Origin of the sequence: Gordonia araii NBRC 100433 (assembly GCF_000241265.1) — a bacterium.
GTDB lineage: Bacteria > Actinomycetota > Actinomycetes > Mycobacteriales > Mycobacteriaceae > Gordonia > Gordonia araii.
Window position 1 is genome coordinate 134045 of the sequence record NZ_BAEE01000048.1, and the last position, 22979, is coordinate 157023.

Sequence of the window (22979 nt, forward strand, 5' to 3'; positions counted from 1 at the left end):
CAATTTCAGACGACGGCGAAGCTGGCGGGTGCGCCGATGCGCAGCACTCCCAGGTCGTCGCGCCCGAGCACTCGCGCCGGAGTCGTCGACGTCACCTCGATCCCGGCGCGCAAAGACGCCGGGTCCGCGACCGTGGGCGGACAGAACCGTTCGAAGAGATCGGCCATCGTCGACGTTCCCCCGGCGATGGTGTCTCCTCCCGACAACCGCGCCACCCCCTCGTGCACCGTCACGTCGAGCGCACCAAGCCGATACGGCCCGTCGGCCATCCCGGCGGCTGCCATCGCGTCGGATACGAGGGCGACGCGGTGCGGACCGATGCGTCGCGCCAGCGAGTCGACGACGCGCTGATCGACGTGGACACCGTCGCCAATGAGTTCGACCGCCACCCGCTCGTCGTCGAGCAGGGCGAGCACCGGCCCGGGGTCCCGGTGCGCGAACGGCCGCATCCCGTTGAACAGATGGGTGCCGACGGTGGCGCCGCGGTCGATCGCCGCCGACGTCTGCTCGTAGGAGGCGTCGGTGTGCCCGATCGCGACGACGACGCCGGCCTCGACGAACCGGTCGATCGCCGGCAGTGCTCCGGGCAGCTCCGGTGCGATGGTCACCATCGCGATGGTGCCGTCGCCGGCGGCGAGGAGTGCCTCGATCTCGACCGGGTCGGGCAATCGCATCGAACGGGGGTCCTGTGCACCACAACGGGATTGAGCCAGCCACGGACCTTCGAGGTGGATACCGAGCGCCTCGGACGACGCCGCCAGCGGTGCCAGCCGACGCACCTGGGCGAGCAGGACGTCGGCCGGTGCGGTGACCAGGCTGAGCATCGTCGCCGCGTTGCCGCCCTCGGCGTGGAAGGCCAGCGCGGCGCGCACTTTCTCCAGATCCGGGTCGGTGAAGTTGTAGCCGCCGCCCCCGTGGCAGTGCAGGTCGACGAAACCCGGCACGATCGTGCCCGCGATGGCCGCCGACGGAGACCCGCCCCCGCCGTCGACGATCGTCCCGTCGACGATTCGCAGCCACCCCGGCTCGAGCACCTCGCCGTCGAAGACGAGGCGCGCGGCGGTGACCACGCGTTCGGTCACGGCCGCGACGCCCGCTCCCGCTCGGCAAGCGCAGCATCTTGGTGCACCGCGGCGTCTTCGCGCCCGGTCCACTTGGCGCCGTCGGCCCAGTAGTGCTGAATGTCCTCCAGGGTGCGGCCCTTGGTCTCGGGCGCCAGTCGGAGGACGAAGAAGAAGGCGAGAACCGCGAAGGCCCCGAAGATCGCGAAGGTGCCCGCACCGCCGATCCGGCTGTTGATCAGCGTCAGGGTGAACTGCGCGACGATCGCGTTGGCGACCAGGTCGGAGGTCAGCATCGCCGACGATCCGTAGGATCGCAGCCGCGCCGGGAAGCTCTCGCCCGCGTACACCCAGACCAGTGCGCCGAACCCGAAGGAGAAGCCCATCGTGAACAGCGCCAGGCCGGTGAATCCCCACAGCAGCTTGGCATCGCCGCCGTCCTCCGCCACATAGACGGCGATCAGGATTCCGGTCGCGACGATCATCGCGAAGATCCCGCCGAGCAGCAGCGGCCGCCGCCCGACGCGGTCGACCCAGCGCAGCGCGAGGATCACGGCGAGGAGCCCGTACACCTGGACGAGCGCGGGCAACAGCAGCTTTCCGAAGTCGTCGGTGTAGCCCATCGACTCGAACAGCCGCGGCCCGTACACCGCGACCGCGTTGATCCCGGTGATCTGAATCAGAAAGCCCAGCCCGAGCACGAAAACCGTTGCCCTCGACCATGGCCTGCGCACCATCTCGGCGAGGCGACCGCCGGACTCCTCCTGCAACGCCGCCTGCATCTCGGCGATCTCCGCCTCGACGTCGGCGTCGGGGTCGATGGCCCGCAGCGCCTCGCGCGCTTGTGCCGGGCGGTTCTGGGCCAGGAGCCATCGGGGAGTGTCCGGCAGACGCACCAGCATGACGATCACCAGGATCGACGGCACGAGGGCCAAACCGAGCATCCACCGCCACGCGGCGTGGCCGGCGAGGAAGTAGCCGATGACGAAGCCGAAGATGATGCCGATGATCGTGGTCATCTGATACGCGACGAGCATCGCGCCGCGGGTGCGCGCCGGGGCCGACTCGGCGACGAACACCGGAACGACGACGAGGGAGATGCCGACGGTGATGCCGAGCAGGAAGCGCACGCCGAGCAGCGACGCGAAGTTGGGTGCGATGCCCGACAACACGGCGAACAGGCCGTAGCCGACGGCCACCGCGATCATCGACTTCTTGCGGCCGATCAGATTGGCCAGCGGGCCCGCGACGAGGGCGCCGATGATCGAGCCGATCACGGCGATCGTGTACAGCCATTGCTTACCGGTGTCGTCGAGGGTGAACTCGGCGCCGACGTACTCCATGGCCGCACCGATGTTGGATTGGTCGTAGCCGTAGACGATGCCCATGCTCGCCGCGGCTACCGCCACCAGCAGACCCAGTCGACTTCTCACGCGCGCCTCCGCAGTTCGTTGCCAATCGCGACAGAATACTTCCCCGCCCGCGAGCCCGTTCCGGGTCTCGGCACAACCCACCGGCGCCCGGTGGTGCGCACCGCGAGCGGCTACCAGTTCAGGTCGTAGCGCTTGCCGTCGACGTCGAGCCCGACGAGCCTGGCCTTGCCGTCACCGCCGACGGAGACGATCGCCGCGGCTTCGCGCCCGTCGGTGAGTGCCTTTTCGATCGCCGTCGCGTCACGCTGGTTGATGTAGAAGCGGTCGATGCCGATGTCGATCCACGCGGTCCGTCCCTGACATCTCATCGTGCCGCGCACCGCGATGTCGCCGAACCGCTGGGCTTCGTCGCGACTGGGGTACTGGCCGACGGCGACGTGTCGGGAACCGCTGCGCCGCAATGCGATCCACTCTCCGTCGGCACTGTCGACGCACACCTGGCCTTCGGGTATGTCGTCGGCCAGACGCAGCGCGACGTAGTGGCCGCGGACGAGATCGCGGGGATCGACGCCCTGCATCGCGAGCGTTACCTGGGTACCGCTCGACCGGGCCATCCCTTCGCGGATCACGATGCCGACGAGCGCCGCCACGCACACCAGGGCCACCGCCACGATGAGGAGAGGCCGGATCATCCTCTCCCGCATCCCGTTCGGTGCGACCCCACCGGCCGTCTCCGTGGAAGTCATTGCGCACCTTCCTCGTTCGCCGTGGAGTCGGAGCGGCCGCGACGAAGCACGAGTCCGACGACCAGCGCGACGAGCGAACAGCCGAGGAACACCAGTGAGATGAGAATGAGGTCGAGGCCGAGATCGTTGAGCAGCCCGCACGCCGCGCCGATCAGGCTGACGACGCCGATACCGGTGAGCACGTCCCGCCGGTCGAAACGGCCGAAGGCGATCAGGCCGGCCGACAGCGCGATCCACACGACCCGATGCACCAGTCCGAGTGCCGCGTTGTCCTCGAAGGCGCCGGTGTACCCGGCGGCGATGAAGAACCCCAGCGCGCCGACGACGAACCACGTGGCCGGGATACGGGACAAGGTCGCGCGGGTCTTATCGTCCGGCCCGCCGAATAGCGGTGCCGCCGTGAACACCGCCGCGGCCAAGGCCGGCACCCCGGCGAACGCCAGCAGCGCCCAGTCCTGAAGCGAATGGTGCGCCGCGATCCACACGAGTGCGACCAGCGTCGCGATCGACGACACGTGCGCCAGCAATGAGGAGCGCCAGCGAAGCGCGATCCACAGCACGGCCGGGGCCACGACGACGGTGATGGGCATGCCGAAACCACCGTCGGCGATGAGGAGGTCGCCGATCATGACGGCGACGACGCCGACGACCAGTGCGCCGCGCGAACGGCCCGCCAGACCGAGCGCCAGGGCGGCGGCGCCCGCGCCGTAGGGAACCGCGGGCGGACTTCCGGTGAGCTCGAAGATCTGCCCGGTCAATCCGATGGCCGAGGCGAAGACCAGGGAGGCGACGGTGAGTGCGATGTCGGCGACGACGGTCCGTTTACGACGCGTGGCTTCGGCTCCGCACGCCGCGGCGGTCAGGAATGCCACGAGCAGCAGGCCGAACCGGACGAGTCTCGGTATCGCCTCCCAATTCGCCCCGATGAACGCGATCACCGCGAGGCCGAGCAGCACCGCGGCGACCCAGATCAGCGCGGTGACCGCGTCGAGCCGGCGCCGAACGGGCAGGGTCGCCAGGATCGCCTCACGCTTGTCGGCCTGCACCAATCCGGCGGTGATCCACCGATCCAGATCGGCGGTGACCTGTTCCCGATAGTCGGCCACGACTCAGCCGACCAGGACCTGGCGGGCATCGGCGCTGAGCAGGCCCGAGACTTTGTTCCAGGGAATCGTCACCGGCACGTAGTCGCCCATCACGTGGGGCACGGACACGTAGACATGCAGGCCCTCGGGCAGCGGGATCCACGACGTGAAGTCCGAAGAGGTGGCGCCGTCGCGCAGCCGGCCGGTCGGGTCGTGGGCGGCCGCCAGCCCGCTGAGTACGCCCCTGGCCCGCTCGGCGTCCTCGAAAGGTTCGTCGATGACCTCGCCGGTGCGTCCGTCGACGACGACCGTCTCGACGTTGACGTTCGGATGCGCGGCGCCCTTCGCGTTGCTCAGCACGATCACCACCCCGGACACGGTGCGTGCACCGACGATCGCCCGGCTGCGTTCGGCCGTGCCGAGGCCGCCGTCGCCGATAGTCAGACCGTTCCCGCTCGGCTGTCCGGTGAGCTTCACCAGGATCGCGTCGAGCTCACCGTTGAACGCCGCCCGGACCTGCGGGTCGCCGCCCTGCACCTGGGGCAGCATGACCGTCCAATTCGTGCCGTCGTCGAGATGACCGGTCCGCCGATCGGTGATGGGGATGAACCCGAGCGGTGTCGGCTCGGCGTCGTCGGCGGTGGTCTCCGTGCGCTGCGTCGGGGCCTCGTCGGCCGCACATCCGGTCAGGCCGAGCGTGGCCACGGCCAGGGCGACGATGCCGGCGTGGATGCGGGGGGCGCGGTGCATTCACCGAGTATGGCAACTCTGCGGCGCCTCGTCGCCCGGTCGGGCCGGTTCTGTCAAGCTGAATCCATGAGAAGACGTTCTGTAGCCGGGTTGGTCGTCGCCGTGACGGGCGGTGCGAATGGGATCGGTGCGGCTATCGCCGCGCGGGCCGCCGCAGAGGGAGCAGTCGTCGGGATCGGCGATCGCGACGCGGCTGCCGCCGAGCAGCGAGCCGTGGCGGTCGGTGCACGCGGCTATGCGCTCGATGTCACCGACGAGGGTTCGTTCACCGCATTCCTCGACGCCGTCCAGGCCGACCTCGGCCCGATCGACGTCCTCGTCAACAATGCCGGCGTCATGTGGGTGGGCCCGTTCGACGAGGAGCCGCCGTCCGCGGCCGAGGCGATGGTCGCGGTCAACCTGCTCGGCGTGATCCGCGGGGTGCGCCTCGCCGCTCCGGCCATGCGCGCTCGCGGCGCCGGGCAGATCGTCACCGTCGCCTCCGCGGCGTCGAAACTGGCGCCGCCCGGCGAATCGACTTACGCCGCAACCAAACACGGCGTCCTCGGCTATCTCACCGGCGTCCGGGAGGAGCTGCGCGGAAGCGGCGTGACGATCTCGGCGATCCTGCCCGGCGTCGTCGACACCGAGCTGGCCGCGGGCACCGCGACCGGTGCCGCGAAGATGTTGTCGCCCGACGATGTCGCCGAGGCGGTCGTCGATGTGATCGCGCGTCCACGGTTCATCGTGACGCTGCCGGGCTACGTCGGCCCGCTGGTCGCCGCAACGGGACTGCTGCCGCAGCGCATCCGCGACGCGGTGCTGCGGCGGACCGTGCCTGATCAGGTGGATGCGGTGGCCAGGTCGTCGGCCCGCGACGGCTACGAGAAGAAGGCATTGCGGCAAGAGCGTTGACGACTACCGTAAAGCCATGCCGACATTCGACGACGTCCGGCGCCTGGCACTCGCGCTGCCGCAGACGAGTGAGAAGACCTCCTGGGGAAACCAGATGTTCTGCGTCGCGAAGAAGGGCTTCGTGTGGGAGCGACCGCTGAACAAGTCCGACGTCAAGGCGCTGACCGAGCTCGGCCGCGAGATCCCGGGCGGCGAGATCATCGGTTTGCGCGTGCCGGACGAGAACGCCAAGCACGAGCTGATCGCCAGTGAGCCGGAGACCTTCTTCACGATCCCCCACTTCGACGGCTATCCGGCCGTGCTCGCCCGTCTCGACGCGATCGACCTCGACGAGCTGCGCGAGATGATCACCGATGCCTGGCTCGACCGGGCCCCGAAACGCCTGGCGAAGGAGTTCCTCGCCGGCGAGGGCGATGGGTGAGCGGCTAGTCGCCGAACGGACCGAAAATGTTGACCCACTCGTGGATTCGCGTCGCGGCGATGGCTCCGACCTTCGCGAACGGATCGCCCGCTAGATAGTTGGCCACGTCGTCGCGGCTCTCGGCAACGATCATCAGCCACGCGCCGCTGCCGTCCGCGAACGGACCAGCCATCCGCACGACGCCGCTATCGTGTCCGTCGCCCAACCACTGCCGGTGGGCGGGACGGTGTTCGTCGCGGAGCGCGGCGCCCGAGGGCGCGTAGGTGTATTCGACGGCGAAGTTCGGCATGACCGCAGCTTAGCCGCCGGCGCCACGCCGCCGGGTACCGGCGAGATCGCCGCAAACCCTTGCGCCCGACGCCGAGTGGCGTAGCGTCGGCTGCGCCGAGACGGAGAAGGAGCGCCACCACGATGCGAAACAGGATTACCCCGTTCGTCGCCGCGACCACCGCCGTCGCCGCTGCCTGGGCCCTCGTCGCGGGTGCCGGTGCGGCGACCGCAGCGCCGCCCTGCCCAGGCGCCCAACCACCGCGGCTCGTCGGCTCGGTTCCGGGTGCCGCACTCGAGGGTCTCACCGTCGACCGGGCCGGCCGGCTGTACGCGTCGGACGCGGCCAGCGGTCGCGTGTTCCGGTTGAGCCGCCCCGGTGCGCCCGCGGTCGCGATCGCACGCGTGCCCGACGGCAGTGCCGGTGGCTTGGCGTGGACGCCGGGCGGGACGCTTCTCGTCGGCTACGGCAACGCCGGGGTGCTGGCCGGCGATGCTCTCCGCCCGGCCGGCATCGCGCGCCTGGACGTGCGCTCCCGGGTGCTGCGCCCGTGGGTCGGCGGACTGTCCGCGGCGAACGGCCTGACGGTCTCGCGCGCGGGGAACGTCTACGCCACCAACGACTTCGGCAATCAGATCGCCAGGATCAGCCCGGCCGGACGCGTGCAACCCGCGTGGGGTTCGCTCCCGAGCGCCAACGGCGCCGTCCTCGGTCGCGGCGACCGCTTCCTCTACCTGGCGCGCACGTTCGTCAACCCCGGCGTCAGCCGAGTCTCCACGTCCAATCCTCGCGTCGTGCAGAATCTGCTGACCGTCGGCTACGGCGACGCGCCGGACGGGCTGACGCTCGATTCGCGCGACCGCCCGATCGTGCCGTTCAACCTGTCCGGGCGCATCGTCCGCGTCACCGCGCCCGGCCGGTACTGCGTTCTCGCGTCGGGCCTGCCCACGTCGAGTGTCGTCACCTACGGGCGCGGCGACCGCGGCTTCTCGGCGGGCCGGTTGTACCGGGCCGGCTTCGACGGACGGATCTACGAGATCCCGGCCGGTTTCGACCGCGCCGCGCGCACCCACACCGCCGAAGGTCAGCGGTAGCGAGCGGTTGCGGCTCTACGGCTATGAGCGGCTCGACTATCGCGCGGACAGCCGGTCCGGTTCGTGGGCCGCCGCCACCGCGCGCAGCGCGTCGACCACTCGGTCGCCCGGAATCACGTCGGCGACGTGCTTCTGCCGGTACTCCCAAGTGACCGCACGCCCGCCGCGGTCGACGACGAAGATGCCGCCGAGCCGGGCCGGATCGCCGGTTCGCTGGTATGGGTAGACGCCTTTGCCCAGCACTCGGACGATGCCGCGGCCGAGCCGGTAGGGGTCGAGCAGGCGACGCCGTGTCGCCAGGCCCATCGTCCGATAGAGCGTGTGGTCCTCGGTGACCATCACCGGAGTGCGGGACGCCGCTCGCTGCCGGAAGGTGAACCCCTGGATGGAGGTGCCGATACCGATCAGCACGACGTCGGCGCCCAGCGCCGCGATCTCGTCGTGCCGCGCCGTCAACTCCTTCGCCTGCTCGAGCGCGAATGCACTGCCGAACTGCGGGAGGAAGACGAGCGCGACCGGACGCTCCCGCCAGAAGTCCTGAAACTCGTGCAAATGGTGGCGATCGTCGAGAACGCGCTCGTTGCTGATCACATCGACCCGGGTCATGCGTCGACCTGCGCTATGTGCTTCTCGTCGACCTCGCGCTCGTCGGCGGACTCCCCGCCGGCGAGGTTGGCCATCGGGCATCGCGACGGCCCCCGCTTGCCCAGTTGCAGCGCGAGTCCGGGGTCGTGGGTCATCGGCTCATGTCCCGTGCGGTCGGCATGCCGGATCGCGTTGTGCATGTACCCCCAGGTTTCGGGACCGAAGTAGGGAACGAAGACCCGTTCGAAGACCGGGTTGCGCAAGGCCCGCGCCACCGTCTTGACGAGGGTGTGTCCGACGCGCGCTCGCACGCGGTAGTGGCTGAGGCCGGTGATCTCCCGGACGTACGGGGTGAGCAGCGGGATGGCGCCCCAGATCGCCACCCGCATGAGCGGCCCGATGACGGCGTTGGGATACAGCGGCGTCAGGGGCGGATGCGTCATGAAATCCGTCAGCTCCTGGGCCGGGCGCGTGAACGCCATGAGTTCGCGCTCGGCTCGACGCACCCATTCCTCGACGGCTTCCGGGGTGTCGGGCAGTTCGTCGGCGGGCATACCCATCAGCTGGCAGACCTTGACCTGCTCGCGGTAGAACTGGCGCTCGTCCTCGTCGGTCGCGTTCGGGTCGCCGAACGCCTTGTAGGCGCGCCACAGATGCGGCCAGCCGACCACGTAGGTGAACTTGAGGGTCTCGACGTGATTGGCCTCGAATAGCTCACCCGTCGCCGGGATCTCGCCGGTGACGTGCGAATGCTTCCGGAACAGGTCGACGCCGACCTTCTCCGCGCCGGCCGTGTCACCGCCTACGGCCCCGGCGAAGAAGTGCAGACTCCGGCGGATCCGCCCGATCGTGTCGTAGTAGTAGGTCGTGTGGTGGCCGACACCGTAGGCGCCGTCGGGATCGAGGACCGAGATGAACAACCCCGAGAGCGCTCCCATGCCGGCGACCATCACGTTCTGATAGACCTTCCAGCTGATGGACTCGGGCCCGAAGTACCCGTTGTCCACCCGCGGCGTCTCGGCGATGGCCAGCGCCCGCCTGCCGTTCTTCCCGTGCAGCTTCAGCAGGAAGTCGTACCTGCGGTCCACCTTCTGGCGGTCTTCCTTCGACATCGTGGCGATGTCGCCGATCTGGATTGCTCCCATGGTCCTCACCTTTCGATCCTTCGCGGCGTGCTAGACAGCGGTCTCGGCCCGCACCGGCCGTTCGAGGGCGTCGGCGGTTTCATAGCGGTAGTCGTCGAGCGGGAACTCGCGGGTCTGCTTGCGCGCCGCGAAGAAGCCCTCCGGCCGGATGTAGGTGCTGTCCCGCTGCGAATTGCGGTAGTACGTCGGCACGTCTCCGTTGAGTTCGCACAGGTAGTAGCGGACGCCTTCGGCGCTGGCGTGAACGGCGCGGTGGTAAGCGTCAGCGACCTCTCGCCGCACTTCGCAGACGACCGCGCGACGCCGCTTCGTCTCGCCGATGGCCCGCACCGCGTGATCGGCGGTGACCTCGACGAAGGCGTGCCAGCCGGTGCCGCTCCACGAATAGGGGCCGACGAGCGTCCATCGGTTCGGCAGGCCGGGCACGGACACGCTCTGATAGGCCCGCAGTCCTTCGTCGTTGTAGAACTTCGCAAGGTCGAAGCCGTCGCGACCGACGACGGTGCCGGGCACGTAGGTCTCTGGATCCGAGAAGACTTCGTACCCGGTGGCCAGCACGAGCACGTCCGCCTTGTGCAGCACGCTGTCGCGCGTCTTCACCCCGGTCGGCGTGATCTTCTCGATCGGCTCGGTGACCAGGTGCACGTTGGGGCGGTTGTACGCGGAGAGATAGTGGCTCGACATGGTCGGGCGCTTCGCGAGCAGTCCGAAGTCCGGGGTCAGCTTCGCCGCGGTTTCCGCGTCCTTCACGACCCAGCGGACGTAGCGCCGATACCCAGCGATAGACCACTTGTCGAACCGGTCGGCGAGCGGTTTGAAGACCGGCATCGGCGTCTTGCTCACGAACCGGAGAAGCACGTCGACGAGGACGAAGGCCACACCGTTGAGCGCCGCCGACGTGCCCGGCACGGCGAGGAATTTCTTCATCGCCTCGGGGACGGCGAAATCCGGCTTCGGGACGGACCAGACCGGTGTGCGCTGGAAGACGGTCAGCTCGCCGACGTCCGGCGCGATGGCCGGGATGATCTGGACGGCGCTGGCGCCGGTGCCGATGATGGCGACGCTCTTGCCGGCCATGTCGTAGTCGTGATCCCAATCGGTCGGCCGCTGGACCTTGCCCCGGAACGCGTCGGCGCCGGGGATTCCGACGTCCCCCTTGGGCCGCACGAACGCACCAACGGCACTGATGACGAAGCGGGCGGTGACGGTGTCGCCGCTGCTGAGATTCAGCTCCCAGCAGTGGAGGTCGGGGTTCCAGACCTCGCTATCGACGTTCGCGTTGAACCGCACGCGCTCGTAGACGCCGTAGCGACGCGCGACCTCGGCGTGATACTCCTTCACCTCCGGCCCGTAGGCGAAGAAGCGCGACCAGTTCGGGTTCCGGGCGAAGGAGTACTGGTAGGTCGTCGACGGGATGTCGACGGCGATTCCGGGGTAGTCGTTCTCGTGCCAGCTGCCGCCGACGTCGTCGGCTCGCTCCAGTACGACGAAGTCGTCGATCCCGGCCGCGCGCAGCTTGACGCCCGCCGCGATGCCGCCGGGCCCTGCCCCGATCACAGCCACCTCGTACCGCGGCTTATCCGATTGCGCAGTCATGCTGTTCACCCGGACTTCCCTCGTCGGTCCGGGGCGGTCAGATCGCGCGGTTTCGTCGCGGCGATGGTCTGGGCCAGTCCCTCGACGGTCTGCTCGACGTCGACGAGACCGAGGTCGTCGAGCCATCCGGTGATCTCGTCCTTCCCGAAGACGGTGACGCCACCGAACCGCGCGATCGCCGCACCGACTCCCGGTATCGACGGAGAGACGCTCGTCAGGATGACCAACCGCCCGCCGGGCTTGAGCACACGAACGAATTCCTCGACGGCGGTCCGCGGATCGTTGATCAGGTAGAGCGCGGCGAGGCAGCAGACGGCGTCGGCGGTCGCGCTGCGAAATGGCAGCGCACACGCATCCCCACGCACGTAGACGACGCTCTCTCCGCTGTTGTCGGCGACGGCTCGGAGCAGCATCGGTTCGGAAGCATCGACGCCGATCGCCAAACCGTCGGCACCGAGGTACCGCCCGAACCAACCGGTGAAGTTGCCCGGCCCGCAACCGATATCGAGGACGGTCATCCCGGGGCGCAGCTTCAACAGCGATGCGATCAACCGGCGATCGGCGTCTCGCCCCAGGCGCGGGCTGCCCGCCAGCCGCCGGCCGATCGGCCGGCCGGCCTGATAGATCCAGGCGTATCCGCGGGTACGCATCAAGCGCTGGGCAACGGTGTCGACACGGGGCGCCTCGCGGTCCAACACGTCGATGTACCCGTTGGTGCTGATCGCGTCGGTCGCGGCTGCCGCGTCGAGGAGTTCGAACGCCCGCTCGGCCGCGCCGTGCGCCACGACGGGCTTCATGCGCTCGCCCGCTTCAGACGCGTGACTTTGCGATCGTCCGAGTCGGCAGGCCGCAGGGCTGCGCGGACGAATCGGCCGATCTCGGCGAAGGCCTCCCGAGCGTCGGGAAGGATGTCAGCGCCGGCGTGGAACACGTGTGGCGCGCGATCCCACTCCTGGAGGCGGAAGTCGACATCGGCTTCGCGGCAACGCGCGGCCAGCAGGTGCGCGTCGTCGGCGAGCACTTCGCGGGAGCCGACCTGGATGAGGGTCGGCGGAAACCCGTCGAAACGGTGGTTCACCGGAGACCAGGCGGGGTCGACGGTTCCGTTGACCGCGACCCCCCACCGGATCGGCAGATCCAGGATTCGAGCCGAAAGCACGGAGTCCGTTCGATTGTTGAAGTGGCTGAACCGCCGGCGGCTGTCGTAGTTCGCGAACGGCGCGATCGCGACGAGCGCACCGGGCGTCGGCAGCCCTTCGTCGCGAGCGGCGAGCAGCAAGCCGAACGCCAGCCCTCCGCCAGCCGAGTCGCCGGCGACGACGATTCGATCCGGTTCGATCCCGGAGTCCAGGAGACCTCGGTAGGCGGCCAGGCAGTCCCCGACCGACGTGACGACGTGGGCCCGCGGGATCTGGCGGTACTCGACGTTGAGCACGGGCAGCCCGACCGCAGCCGACAGTCGTGCGACGATTCGCCGGTGGCTGTTCAGGCCGCAGGTGACCAGGCCACCGCCATGCATGTAAAGGACCGCACCGGCGGCCGTAGCGGGTGCCGGCGCCGTCTTCGGATCCCAGACCCATTCGGCCCGGAACTCCGGAAAGTCCGCGCGCATGGTGCGTGTGCCGCGCGGCGGGAGGAGTACGAACAGCATCGCATCGAAGTGCTCAAGAACCCAGAGCGCGACCCGCCGGGGAATGATGTGGTGATCGCACAGCCACACCAGGGAATCCAACGCCCGGCGTACGGTGTTGCGGAGCAGCACGTCCGCGACGACGAGTCGCCATGAGGCGCGCCTCGGCAGCTCGACCGTGACCGACCGGTTTGACTCGGTGTCCATCTCATACCTCCCGGCGGGCTTGGCCGCCATCCAAGATCGTCGCTATTTCAATAGCGTCACTATCTCAGTGGTAGCACGGGCCGTCGTCCATCGGCAAGCGTTTCGGCGCTCGGACATTGACACGCTATTTGAATAGTGTCACTATTCGAATAGCTGGCGCTGCGCGGGCGCAGCGGCTCGATCCGCCATCGCAGACAGCTACAACACGAGGAAAAGAGGGGTTCGTGCAGACAATTGTCATCACCGGAGCGGGAAGCGGTATCGGGCGCGCGAGCGCCGAGCGCTTCGGGCGCCAAGGCCACCGCGTCGTGGTCACTGACATCAACGAGACAACGGGAATCGAGACGGCCGATCGCATCGTCGCCGACGGCGGAACCGCCGTGTTCCGCCGACTCGACGTGACCGATCCCGGCCAATGGGAAGTACTCGCGGACTGGGTCTGCGACGAGTGGGGTACCCCCGACGTCGTGGTCAACAACGCCGGAATCCTCATCGGCGGCGGCTTCCTTGAGCAGACCGGCGACGACTGGCGCCGGATGATCGATATCAACCTAATGGGGATGATCTTCGGATCCCGCACATTCGTCGAGCGGATGACCGCCACGGGCAAACGCGGCCACATCGTCAACATCGCGTCCTGCGGCTCGTTCCTGCCCAACTCGATCGCACCGTCCTATGTGACGGCGAAGGCCGGTATCTGGCTCGGCACACAGTCCCTCCGCGCCGAATTCGGCAAGCGCGGTATCGGCGTCAGCGCGATCTGTCCCGGGCTGATCCGGACAGACCTCGCGGCCAACGGGCACCGGGCAGGCGACGGCGAGGACGAGCCGTGGGCGGCCAAGCTCGCGTCCGGTCACAAGTACTTCGGGCGCTCGCCGAAACGGGTGGCCGCAGCGATCGACCGAGCGATCCGCTGGAACCTGGCCACTGTTCCGGTCGGTGCCGAAGCCTGGCTGGTGTGGTTCCTCTATCGCCTGTCGCCGGGCACCGTGCGCACCGTGAGCACCGCTGTCCGCATGTCCTGGATCGATCCGGCCGTGAACCTGACCGGGAAAGTGTTTGGAGGAAACAAGTGAAGACCGTGATCGTCACAGGTGGTGCGGCCGGCATCGGCAAGGAGACCGCCGCCGCGTTCGCCCGCAGAGGAGACCGTGTCATCGTCGCCGACATCGACGAGCCGGCCGCTGAAGCCGCCGCGGCTGATATCAAGACTGTGGGCGGCGAGGCCGTGCCCTATCGTCTCGACGTCCGCGTCGAAGCTGAGTGGCATGACTTCGCCAATTGGGTAGCGGCCGAGTTCGGCCACGCGGACATCCTGATCAACAATGCCGGGGTGATGGACCTCGGCGGGTTCGTGGAGACCGACGCCGCCGGCTGGCAGCGAATGGTAGACATCTGTCTGATGAGCGTCGTGTACGGCTCGAAGGTCTTCGGCCGGCAGATGATCGACCGCGACGTCGACGGGCACATCGTCAACGTGTCGTCGGCCGCGGCGTTCCTGCCGTCGGAACTCGACTCCGCCTACGGTGTGGCCAAAGCCGCCGTGCTGATGGCGAGCCAGTCGCTGCGCGTCGAACTCGCCCCGCACGGCATCGGCGTGTCGACGATCTGCCCGGGCGCGGTCCGCACCGACCTGATCCGCAACGGCCGCCGCAATGGTCTCACCGACGAACAGCTGGCCGCGTGGAACGAGAACGCGGGAGAGGCGCAGACCAATCTGGGCACCAGCGGCCCGGACAAGGTCGCCCGGCGCATCGTGAAGGCGGTTGACAAGAATTGGGCCGTTCTCCCGGTGAATCCGGAAGCATGGTTCATCTACTACGCTCTGCGGCTCTCCCCCGGCGCGGTGCGCGCCGCGACCTCGCGGGGCGGCTTCGAGCTCATGGAACGGTTGCTCGACAAGGGCGCGCCCATCATCACCCGTATCGCCCAGCGCAAGGAGAAGAAATGATCACCCCGGACCACGAAGTCCTCATCATCGGCGCGGGATTCGGCGGCATCGGCGCCGGCGTCGAACTCGACCGTGCCGGAATCTCCGACTTTCTCATCATCGACAAGAACGACGGCATCGGTGGCACGTGGTGGGCCAACACCTATCCCGGCGTCGCCGTCGACATCCCGTCGATCTACTACAGCTTCTCCTACGCCCCGCCCACGAAGTGGAGCCGCGTATTCGCACCGGGCGCCGAGGTTCAGGAGTACGCCGAGCAGGTCGTCGACGAGTTCGGCCTGCGCGACCGCATTCGTCTGGGCGTCACGGTGGCCGGCGGCGCGTGGGACGAGGACAGTCACCTGTGGCGGGTCAGCCTCGCCGACGGGAGCGAACTGACCGCGCGCCACGTGATCGGTGCCGTCGGGGCGCTGGAACAGCCGCAGATGCCCGAGATCGACGGCATCGAGAAGTACGCGGGCAAAGTCGTGCACACCTCTCGTTGGGACCATGACTTCGACTACGCGGACAAGCGGATCGCGGTCATCGGCACCGGAGCCACCGCGCTGCAGCTCATTCCCGAGATGGCCGACGTCGCGTCGCACCTGTCGGTCTTCCAGCGCACGCCCATCTGGGTCGCTCCCAAGCCGGACGTAGCGATTCCCGACGCGGTGGCCAAGACCCTGCTGCGGGTACCGGCGTTGCGCCGGACGATCCGGGCCGCCGTCACCGTCGGCATCGACTTCGGCATCACCGGGATCGGCGTCTTCCACAGCCGGGTGCCGTTCCTCGCGACCGGACTCGCCAAGGGCGGCGCTCTCGGCTACCGCGCCTGGTTGCGCGGCGACCGCGAACTCGCCGACCGGCTGACACCGCAGTACGCGCCGGGCTGCAAGCGTCCGTCGGTGTCCAACCGCTATCTCAAGACTTTCACGCAGCCTCACGTCGACCTGGTCACCTCCCCGATCACCGAGATCACCGAAACGTCGGTGCGCACCGCCGATGGGGTCGAGCACGAAATCGACGTCCTGGTCTGCGCCACCGGCTTCAAGGTGATGGCCAAGGGCGCCACCCCGCCGTTCCCCCTGCGGGGCGTGGGCGGGCTGGACCTCAACTCGTTCTGGGACACCAACCGGTTCCAGGCCTACCAGGGCGTCTCGGTGCCCAAGTTCCCCAATTCCTTCCTCATCACCGGGCCGTACGGTTTCGCGGCCGGCTCCTACATCGCGATGATCGAATGCACGAGCCGCCACGCGGCTCGCGCCATCGCGGCCGCGCGCGACCGCGGCGCCACCCGCGTCGAGATCCGCCAGGAGGCGCACGACGCCTACTACCGCAAGTACCTGGCGCGAGCCGAGAAGACGATGTGGCTGTCGGAAGCGTGCGAGGGCTCCAACACCTACTACGTGAACTACCAGGGCGATGCTGCAACCATTCGTCCGAGCACCCACATCGAAATGTGGTGGGGCAACAAGCATTTCCCGCTCGATGATTACCGCTACGCGGCGCTGGTCGACGTCGATACGGAACCCTCGGTCGATGTGCCCGACCGGGAGCTGGCGGTGCCCTAGTCTCACCGGGAGTACGCGGCGACAGGCTACTTGCCGTAGTGGAGGAGGTGCGATGACCAACGTCCGGCAGGGCCGAGTCCGTCGCGGTGCGACGCTGGGCCGCCTCGCCGCACGTGAGGCGGCTCGGCAAGCCCGGGTGCGGATGGCGATGTTGGGGCGCTCCGACCGCGCGCGGGACGTCCTCGCCGAGCGATCAACGCTTGCGGCCGCGGAACAGATCGTCGACGTTCTGGGCCATCTCAAAGGCGGAGCGATGAAGCTCGGTCAGATGCTGTCGGTCTTGGACCTCGACATGATCCCCGAATCCCATCGCGACGTGTTCCGCCAGCGTCTCGCCTCGCTGAGGGATCAGGCGCCGAAGGTCCCCTTCCCCGCGATGCGCGGCCTGATCGAGGACGAGCTCGGTCCGCTCGATACGGTTTTCGCCTCCTTCGAGCCGACACCCATCGCGGCGGCGTCGATCGGCCAGGTCTACCGCGGAACACTTCACGACGGACGGGTGGTCGCGGTGAAGGTCCAGTACCCGGGAATCGAGACGGCTATTCGCTCCGACATCCGCAACCTCGCGCTGTTCGCCAAGATGTGGAAGTCGTTGTGGCCGGGAATCGACTCGTCCGGGATCGTCTCAGAACTCGCGACAACACTTGAGAACGAACTCGACTATCGGCTCGAGGCACGCAATCAACACCACCTGGCGGGGGCCTATCGAGGCCATCCGTTCATCGTGATTCCCGATGTCATCCCGGAGCATTCGACTCATCGTGTGTTGACGACCGAGTATTTCGACGGCGTCGGCTTCGACGAGATCCGTCAGCGCTCCGCCGCCGAGCGCGATCATGTCGGCGAGCTGGTTTTCCGCTTCTACGTCGGCTCGATTTTCGATCGCGCGGAGTTCTGCGGCGACCCGCATCCCGGCAACATCCTCTTGGGTGCCGACGGCCGGCTCTGCATCGTCGATTTCGGTCTGTACATCCACATGGATCCGGCTCGCGTCGAGCTCGAGAAGCAGACACTGCGATTCGCGCAGGCCGGCGCGGGCGACGACCTGCTGGATCTGCTCGCCGAGAACGGTATTCTGACCGACCCGTCGAGTGTCAGCGGCGAACAGTTCGTCGACTACATCGCCAGTGCGGCCGGCTGGCACCTCATCGACGACGAATTGACGATCACGCCGGAGGTCGCCACCTCGGCGGTCGTCAACGCCATCGATATCAGGGAGCCTCAGTTCCGCTCGATCCGCAAGCAGAACCTGCCGCCGGAGCATGTCATGTCCCGGCGGACGGAGTTCTTCACCTTCGGATTGCTCGGTCAGCTTGCCGCGACCAACAACTGGCACCGCATCTCCGAGGAGTGGGTCGACGGCGCGACACCCGCGACGGAGATCGGCCGGAGGATCGCCGAATGGGAGAACGCCCGAGACGGGCGGTCCGGTAGGGACTAGCCGGTCTTACCGAGTTCGTCGACCGCGTCGCCCAGTCGCTGAAACCACATCCGCGCCTCACCGGTAAGCAGCGCGACGGAACGATCCAGGTCGATGATTCCGCCGACCCGCAAGGCAGACAGTCCGATTCCGGTCGCCAATAGCGTGTTGAGCGCGTCGTCGGCGAGATCGTTGACCAGCGACGTGTCGATTGGAAGGAAGTCCTCCAGCAATACCCGCGCCGACTCGATGATCCGCTCCGTGGCGCTGATCAGCGCTTCGCGCTGGTCGGAGTGGAACACGCTGATCGCATACTCGGCAGCGAGGATGGTGAGCGCGGTGTCGTCGGTGAGACGCGCCCACCACGACGCGAGGACGGCCAGTCGGGACTCGATGTCCTCGTCCGAGGCCATCAAACCGCTCATGAGCGCTGCCAACTCGCCGGAGGAACGTCGCTTGAGCACCTCGACGCACAGGTCCTCTTTGCTCTCATAGTTGCTGTAGACAGCGCCTATGGTCCGCCCCGTCTCCGCGGCAATGGTCGCGAGCGAGGTTCCGTGATAGCCGTTCGCGATGAACAGCTTCTCCGCGGCCTCGAGGATCTCCTCACGCGTCTGTGCTCGGCTTTCAGCGCGAGTAAGGACCTTCTTGGCGGCCACGTGGCGGCTCCTCCTTCGGGGTGGTTTGCTGGCGATCGAATGCGACGACGTCGCATAACGATGCTATCGCAAGGCGCTGCGGTCTGCGCGGTCGCTGGGCCGTGGTGGCTGCTCGGGTAATCGATTCGCGGACCACCTATTCGTTCGCCTCGCGACATTGCCGGTACAGGCGCTCGGCCCCCGACCCTTCGAGTAGCTCCGGTTCGATCGGACGTCCCGATACCGCCAGGAGCAGATCTATCGCCGCGCCGCTTCCGGCCCGTCACATGCTGGAGGTGCGCCGCGCGATTGGTCCCGACGAGCTCATGCACGAAGTCGCTCCGGGACTCCCGAACTGAGTTGTAGGTGTCGATCTGCGACCGGTCTGCCGCACCGGACTCGGCGAGTGCCTGAGTGCAGCGTTGAGGTGTACGGTCGACCATTCTCGATACGGGCTGTCTGCGTCGGGCGGATCGACGCAAGGATGTCACGGAGCGCTGCGAGGATGGTTGCAGCTTCGGTGCTCTGCACCGAAGCTAGCCGACTTTCGCGGCCTAGTAGGAACCGACTTTCGCCCCAGTCTCGAAGCTTTGTCCCTACCTGCAGTCCGGCGCTAGGTCAGGGGTGTCGGGGACGTTCCCTACGCTAATGGGTAGCCATTGCCGACCAGACAAGAGGAACGCGGACGATGAACTCATGCAGCCCGACCTGGGTGCCACCTCTGGTTGCAGTGATCAGTATCTTCGCGGCCTACTGGACAGCGGAGTTGGTAGGTCGGCGAAATCGCGGCGCCGACGCCCGAAAGCGCAGAGTGGACAGGGTTGTCGAAGCGACGGTTCGCCTGGAAAAGGCGTACACCAGCTACCGCATGGACGGTGACACCAAAGAGACAACTCACGAACTCAACGCTGCGATTCGCCTCCTAGATCAGAGCGTCGCCGTCTGCGGAGACCGCTGGGTCGCGGACCGTGCTAAGTCCCTCAAGGACGGGCTGCGGCTCTACTACCTGATGTTCGGACAGCCGTACGACCCGCTCAACGACGAAGGAATGCAGCCTCCCGGCCTTGGGGAATTGCGGCAGCGTAACGAGGCGCTGGGTAAAGCTCTGCGAACCTACGAGGACGGCTAGGAAGAAACCGTGAGGCGATCGGACACCCCGTGGACATCAGCGCGCCGCACCAAATAGTCCGCGAACTCCTGATCAGTCACGCGCACAGCATGCAGAGCCTGCGCCTTACGACGGACCAGAACCTCCTGGACCAGTTCGTCCGCGAATGAGACGGTGGCAGCGAGCAGGCCATGGCAATCGAGGATGACCTCCGAGTTGCTCAGGTCCGAGGGGAGTTCAGCAAGCAGTTCCTGCGCACGGTCCCTCGAACCAGCTAGCGAAGGGGCTTCGAGTGTTGCCATATCGAACCCTCCTTATTTCCGTCGGGCGGTGGCCGATGGTGTCCACCTAGCGTAGATCATTGTTCCTGTGTACGGAGTGGTCAGCTGGTCATAGCGCCACTCGTTGCTATCAGCGTAAATCCGCCCTCTGACATCCCCTGACCAGACATGCACCTGACCGCCGCGACGATGGACACGGGTGAGTAGGTCAAACAGGCCCTCCCCTCGCCTCTCCCCGGTGCCTGAGACACCCTGGGTGAACGCAAGGCGGATCGCGTCCATGTCATCATCAACGGAGTGCCATGGCTCTAGTGATCCCCGCAGACCGATCCCAGTGTCGGCGATCGCGAAGGTGATCTCCCGGTTCGTCGGTGTCGGCAGGACCTGCATAGCAGCGAATCCGCCTTCCGTCGCGCTGTGTTCGATGTTGACCATGACCTCCGCGATCGCCCGAAAAAAGTCGTTGGCGTCCTCGCTCGATCCACCCTCAGAGGTGATTGCGGCGTGAATCGTGGCACAAATGCTGTCTACATCCGGCGGCGTGAAGTGCTGAAGCTCCAGCAAACTCGGGCCAACGTAGTGCTCGTTCACCGGAGGCAGTGCATGGTCAATACCCAACTGTTCAAGCAACGTGCCTAGACGCATCCGCGATAGGTAGCTCGCTATCTCCCATTTGGAGGGGGCCACGAAGCGCACCGCTCGCCAGGCCTTACAGGCTCGTTCGGCCTCCGCCGCTACAAGCGCCAGCCCGCAGGAGTCGATGAACTGTGCACTACTCAAGTCGATAACTACAGTGCTGTCGTCGTCTCGACGGAACCATCGGGTGGCCGAGTTGTAGACGAGCTTTGGTCGGAGGTCAGGTGGCGGCTGGATTCCCACCCGGACATCTTCACACGCGCATACTTGCGGGTAATTGCACGATCATGACAGAGACCTCAGTTCAGAAGCCGAATGCGTCGGTTCGAACCTGGGATTCTCGTAGCGGTAGACCGCTGATTGTGGGCGAAGGGGGACTTGAACCCCCACGTCCCGAAGGACACTGGCACCTGAAGCCAGCGCGTCTGCCATTCCGCCACTCGCCCGTGGCACTGGAAACAGTGCGTCCGCTTGGACCCGAGAACGATAGCACGGTCGCCGTTGACGGCGAAAATTCATAGGTCCACCTGCGGCTACACCCTTTGCCAGCATGAAACCACTGTTGCTGTCGTTGCCAATGTGACTATCTTGTGTCCCAACCACGTCCCGTGGCCGCTATCATGAAACGATCTGTTCCGCACGCGCGACACGCCAGTGAAGAATGAGCGTGAAGTACCACTGAAGAAGGGAGGGGTCCGACGTTGGGCATTTTGCAGCGCATCGAGCGCAAGCTCGAAGGTGCCGTCGACGACGGCTTCGCCCGGGTCTTCGGTGGTCAGATCGCCCCTCAGGAGATCGAGCACGCGCTCGCGCGCGAGGCCGAGGACTCGCTGAAGGCCCTCGAGGTCGGCGCCTACCTGGCCGCGAACAGCTACACCCTGCAGGTGTCGGAGAGCGATTTCGCCGCGCTAGACGCCGAGTACGAATTGAACCGGAAGACCTTCTCCCGCCACCTGGACGACTTCATCCGTGACAGCGGGTGGCAAACTTACGGGTCAGTCGTCGTAGAGTTCGACCCGTCACCAGAACTTCACACCGGACAGATGCGCGTCACCGCCGTCGTTGACCCCGACGTGCGACCCCGGCCCCACTCGAGCCGGGGCCACCCCGGCGATGCATCCACCGACCACCCAAACCAACGAGACAATGCACAGCTAGGAGCCCCGCAAATGACTCAGAACACCGGAAACGACCAGGCTGGATACCAGCAGGGCGGTGGCTACCAGCAAGGCGGCTACGACCAGGGCTACCAACAGGGCGGCTACCAGCAGGCCTATGACCAGGGCCAGGGCGGCGGCTACGGCCAGCAGCCCTCGTACGACCAGCAGGGTTATGACCAGCAGGGCTATGACCAGGGCGGCTACCAGCAGGGTTACGACCAGGGCGGTTACGGCGGCCAGCAGCAGCCCGGCTACGACCAGGGGTACCAGCAGGGCGGCTACGACCAGCAGCCCTCCTACGACCAGGGCTACCAGCAGGGCGGATACGGCCAGCAGCCGTCGTACGAGCAGGGCGGATACGGTCAGGGTGGCTACGGCCAGCAGCCGGCATACGGCCAGCCCGCGCAGAGCTTCGCCCCCACGGCCATCACCCTGCTCCTCGAGGACGGCAGCAACCGCACCTTCTCGTTGCGCGAAGGCTCCAACGTCATCGGCCGCGGACAGGACGCCCAGTTCCGCCTGCCCGACACCGGCGTCTCGCGCCGCCACGTCGAGATCCGCTGGGACGGCAACACGGCCATGCTGACCGACCTGAACTCGACCAACGGCACGACCGTCAACGACGTGCAGGTTTCCAACTGGGAACTCGCCGACGGCGATCGGATCCGCATCGGGCACTCCGACATCACCGTCCGCTTCCAGTAGCCGCGCTCGCCCGTCGGCGGCCAGCACGCCGCGGGAAAGCGAGGTCGCAGAACGGTCTCAGTCGATACCGAACTGTCACCTTTCACGCGCTGTCGGCACGGATTCGGCCCATAAGATCGAAACGGTTGACTCACGAGGTCGGCCGCAGCAGCGTGGCTGCGGTGCCGGCCCTCGACGGCATGTCATGACGGAAGGTGGTGCGACGTGCAAGGTTTGATCCTGCAGCTGTCCCGCATCGGCTTCCTCATCTTGCTGTGGCTCTTTATCTACGCCACCATCCGCGCCCTGCGCAACGATCTGGCCGTCGCCGCCGGCAGCCCCCTGGCGAGCCGCATCCGGTCCAGCCGGCCCCGCGTGAGGTCGTCGCGGGGATCGGCGCGCTACCTCGTCGTCACCGCGGGCGCACTCGCCAACACCCGGATCACCCTCGGCGACCAGCCGCTGCTCCTGGGCCGTGCCGACGATTCGACTCTCGTCCTCACCGACGACTACGCCTCCGAACGCCATGCCCGCTTATCGAGACGCGGCGACGACTGGTACCTGGAAGACCTCGGATCGACCAACGGCACCTATCTGGACCGGGCCAAAGTGACGACGGCGGTCCGTGTTCCCACCAGCACGCCGATCCGCATTGGCAAGACCGTGATCGAGCTGCGCCCGTGACCCTTGTGCTGG

At 67.2% G+C, this 22979-nt stretch carries 24 protein-coding genes and 1 tRNA gene; 10 read left to right on the forward strand and 15 right to left on the reverse strand.

The features are described from left to right. Positions 1-5 precede the first annotated feature (5 nt). The 5 genes from GOARA_RS08750 to GOARA_RS08770 all read right to left on the reverse strand — a co-directional run bounded on the left by GOARA_RS08750 (position 6) and on the right by GOARA_RS08770 (position 5015). Positions 6-1082, reverse strand: a complete 1077-nt coding sequence (locus tag GOARA_RS08750; RefSeq protein WP_007321986.1) for an N-acetylglucosamine-6-phosphate deacetylase — start codon at positions 1080-1082, stop codon at positions 6-8. Further along, positions 1079-2494: a sugar porter family MFS transporter gene (locus tag GOARA_RS08755; RefSeq protein ID WP_280985234.1), complete on the reverse strand. Its 1416-nt coding sequence runs from the start codon at positions 2492-2494 to the stop codon at positions 1079-1081. Before GOARA_RS08755 ends, GOARA_RS08750 begins: the two co-directional genes overlap by 4 nt. Positions 2495-2604: 110 nt before the next feature. Then, positions 2605-3180 (reverse strand): GDYXXLXY domain-containing protein, encoded by a 576-nt coding sequence (locus tag GOARA_RS08760; RefSeq protein ID WP_083834829.1) that lies wholly within the window; start codon positions 3178-3180, stop codon positions 2605-2607. Beyond that, positions 3177-4286: a DUF2157 domain-containing protein gene (locus GOARA_RS08765; RefSeq protein WP_007321989.1), complete on the reverse strand. Its 1110-nt coding sequence runs from the start codon at positions 4284-4286 to the stop codon at positions 3177-3179. Before GOARA_RS08765 ends, GOARA_RS08760 begins: the two co-directional genes overlap by 4 nt. 3 nt (positions 4287-4289) lie before the next feature. After that, a complete protein-coding gene (locus tag GOARA_RS08770; protein ID WP_007321990.1) occupies positions 4290-5015 on the reverse strand; it encodes a hypothetical protein in 726 nt (241 codons plus the stop codon). A 66-nt stretch (positions 5016-5081) separates the two neighbouring features. Here GOARA_RS08770 and GOARA_RS08775 point away from each other — a divergent pair, with 66 nt between their 5' ends. Next, a complete protein-coding gene (locus tag GOARA_RS08775; protein ID WP_040522324.1) occupies positions 5082-5909 on the forward strand; it encodes an SDR family NAD(P)-dependent oxidoreductase in 828 nt (275 codons plus the stop codon). 16 nt (positions 5910-5925) lie between these two features. After that, positions 5926-6330 carry an MmcQ/YjbR family DNA-binding protein gene (locus GOARA_RS08780; RefSeq protein ID WP_007321992.1) on the forward strand — a complete coding sequence of 135 codons (405 nt, stop codon included), beginning with the start codon at positions 5926-5928 and terminating at the stop codon, positions 6328-6330. 4 nt (positions 6331-6334) lie between these two features. On the opposite strand, the gene GOARA_RS08785 is transcribed toward GOARA_RS08780, so the two are convergent. Continuing rightward, positions 6335-6619, reverse strand: coding sequence for a YciI family protein (locus tag GOARA_RS08785; protein ID WP_007321993.1), 285 nt, complete (start codon positions 6617-6619; stop codon positions 6335-6337). A 122-nt stretch (positions 6620-6741) separates the two neighbouring features. On the opposite strand from GOARA_RS08785, the gene GOARA_RS08790 reads away from it, so the two are divergent. Beyond that, complete coding sequence (locus tag GOARA_RS08790) at positions 6742-7692, forward strand: SMP-30/gluconolactonase/LRE family protein (protein ID WP_007321994.1); 951 nt, start codon at positions 6742-6744, stop codon at positions 7690-7692. A gap of 36 nt (positions 7693-7728) precedes the next feature. Here GOARA_RS08790 and GOARA_RS08795 read toward each other — a convergent pair whose 3' ends face one another. The 5 genes from GOARA_RS08795 to GOARA_RS08815 are packed head-to-tail and all read right to left on the reverse strand — an operon-like array spanning position 7729 to position 12855. Next, positions 7729-8298: a peroxiredoxin-like family protein gene (locus GOARA_RS08795; protein WP_007321995.1), complete on the reverse strand. Its 570-nt coding sequence runs from the start codon at positions 8296-8298 to the stop codon at positions 7729-7731. Further along, positions 8295-9422, reverse strand: coding sequence for an oxygenase MpaB family protein (locus GOARA_RS08800; RefSeq protein WP_007321996.1), 1128 nt, complete (start codon positions 9420-9422; stop codon positions 8295-8297). The genes GOARA_RS08795 and GOARA_RS08800 overlap by 4 nt, the downstream gene beginning before the upstream one ends. Positions 9423-9452: 30 nt before the next feature. Further along, positions 9453-11018, reverse strand: a complete 1566-nt coding sequence (locus tag GOARA_RS08805; RefSeq protein WP_040522421.1) for a flavin-containing monooxygenase — start codon at positions 11016-11018, stop codon at positions 9453-9455. A gap of 5 nt (positions 11019-11023) precedes the next feature. Further along, positions 11024-11815: a class I SAM-dependent methyltransferase gene (locus tag GOARA_RS08810; RefSeq protein WP_007321998.1), complete on the reverse strand. Its 792-nt coding sequence runs from the start codon at positions 11813-11815 to the stop codon at positions 11024-11026. Next, on the reverse strand, positions 11812-12855 hold the full coding sequence (locus tag GOARA_RS08815; protein WP_040522425.1) for an alpha/beta hydrolase: 1044 nt from the start codon (positions 12853-12855) through the stop codon (positions 11812-11814). Before GOARA_RS08815 ends, GOARA_RS08810 begins: the two co-directional genes overlap by 4 nt. 224 nt (positions 12856-13079) lie before the next feature. On the opposite strand from GOARA_RS08815, the gene GOARA_RS08820 reads away from it, so the two are divergent. Genes GOARA_RS08820 through GOARA_RS08835 form a run of 4 tightly spaced genes read left to right on the forward strand, consistent with a single transcriptional unit; the run spans position 13080 to position 17797 of the window. After that, positions 13080-13931: an SDR family NAD(P)-dependent oxidoreductase gene (locus GOARA_RS08820; protein ID WP_007322000.1), complete on the forward strand. Its 852-nt coding sequence runs from the start codon at positions 13080-13082 to the stop codon at positions 13929-13931. Beyond that, positions 13928-14806 (forward strand): SDR family NAD(P)-dependent oxidoreductase, encoded by an 879-nt coding sequence (locus tag GOARA_RS08825; protein ID WP_007322001.1) that lies wholly within the window; start codon positions 13928-13930, stop codon positions 14804-14806. Before GOARA_RS08820 ends, GOARA_RS08825 begins: the two co-directional genes overlap by 4 nt. Next, a complete protein-coding gene (locus GOARA_RS08830) occupies positions 14803-16356 on the forward strand; it encodes a flavin-containing monooxygenase (protein WP_007322002.1) in 1554 nt (517 codons plus the stop codon). The genes GOARA_RS08825 and GOARA_RS08830 overlap by 4 nt, the downstream gene beginning before the upstream one ends. 52 nt (positions 16357-16408) lie before the next feature. Then, positions 16409-17797 (forward strand): ABC1 kinase family protein, encoded by a 1389-nt coding sequence (locus GOARA_RS08835; RefSeq protein WP_007322003.1) that lies wholly within the window; start codon positions 16409-16411, stop codon positions 17795-17797. Here the strand turns inward: GOARA_RS08835 and GOARA_RS08840 are convergent. Further along, positions 17794-18435: a TetR/AcrR family transcriptional regulator gene (locus GOARA_RS08840; RefSeq protein WP_007322004.1), complete on the reverse strand. Its 642-nt coding sequence runs from the start codon at positions 18433-18435 to the stop codon at positions 17794-17796. The two genes, GOARA_RS08835 and GOARA_RS08840, sit on opposite strands and share 4 nt — an antisense overlap. A gap of 709 nt (positions 18436-19144) precedes the next feature. Between GOARA_RS08840 and GOARA_RS08845 the strand changes: the two genes are divergently transcribed. Continuing rightward, positions 19145-19543 carry a hypothetical protein gene (locus GOARA_RS08845; protein WP_138947610.1) on the forward strand — a complete coding sequence of 133 codons (399 nt, stop codon included), beginning with the start codon at positions 19145-19147 and terminating at the stop codon, positions 19541-19543. On the opposite strand, the gene GOARA_RS08850 is transcribed toward GOARA_RS08845, so the two are convergent. From GOARA_RS08850 to GOARA_RS08860, 3 genes are all read right to left on the reverse strand, one after another. Then, positions 19540-19824: a hypothetical protein gene (locus GOARA_RS08850; RefSeq protein ID WP_007322006.1), complete on the reverse strand. Its 285-nt coding sequence runs from the start codon at positions 19822-19824 to the stop codon at positions 19540-19542. The two genes, GOARA_RS08845 and GOARA_RS08850, sit on opposite strands and share 4 nt — an antisense overlap. Before the next feature lie 12 nt (positions 19825-19836). After that, entirely contained in the window at positions 19837-20682 is an 846-nt protein-coding gene (locus GOARA_RS08855) for a hypothetical protein (RefSeq protein WP_007322007.1), read from the reverse strand. Positions 20683-20802: 120 nt separating this feature from the next. Beyond that, positions 20803-20885, reverse strand: a tRNA-Leu gene (locus GOARA_RS08860). Between the two features lie 255 nt (positions 20886-21140). On the opposite strand from GOARA_RS08860, the gene GOARA_RS08865 reads away from it, so the two are divergent. Together GOARA_RS08865 and GOARA_RS08870 are read left to right on the forward strand one after the other, a co-directional pair. After that, the gene (locus tag GOARA_RS08865) at positions 21141-22304 is read left to right on the forward strand and encodes an FHA domain-containing protein (protein ID WP_007322008.1); all 1164 of its coding nucleotides are present in this window, start codon (positions 21141-21143) and stop codon (positions 22302-22304) included. Between the two features lie 204 nt (positions 22305-22508). Next, a complete protein-coding gene (locus tag GOARA_RS08870) occupies positions 22509-22967 on the forward strand; it encodes an FHA domain-containing protein FhaB/FipA (protein ID WP_007322009.1) in 459 nt (152 codons plus the stop codon). Positions 22968-22979: the final 12 nt, after the last annotated feature.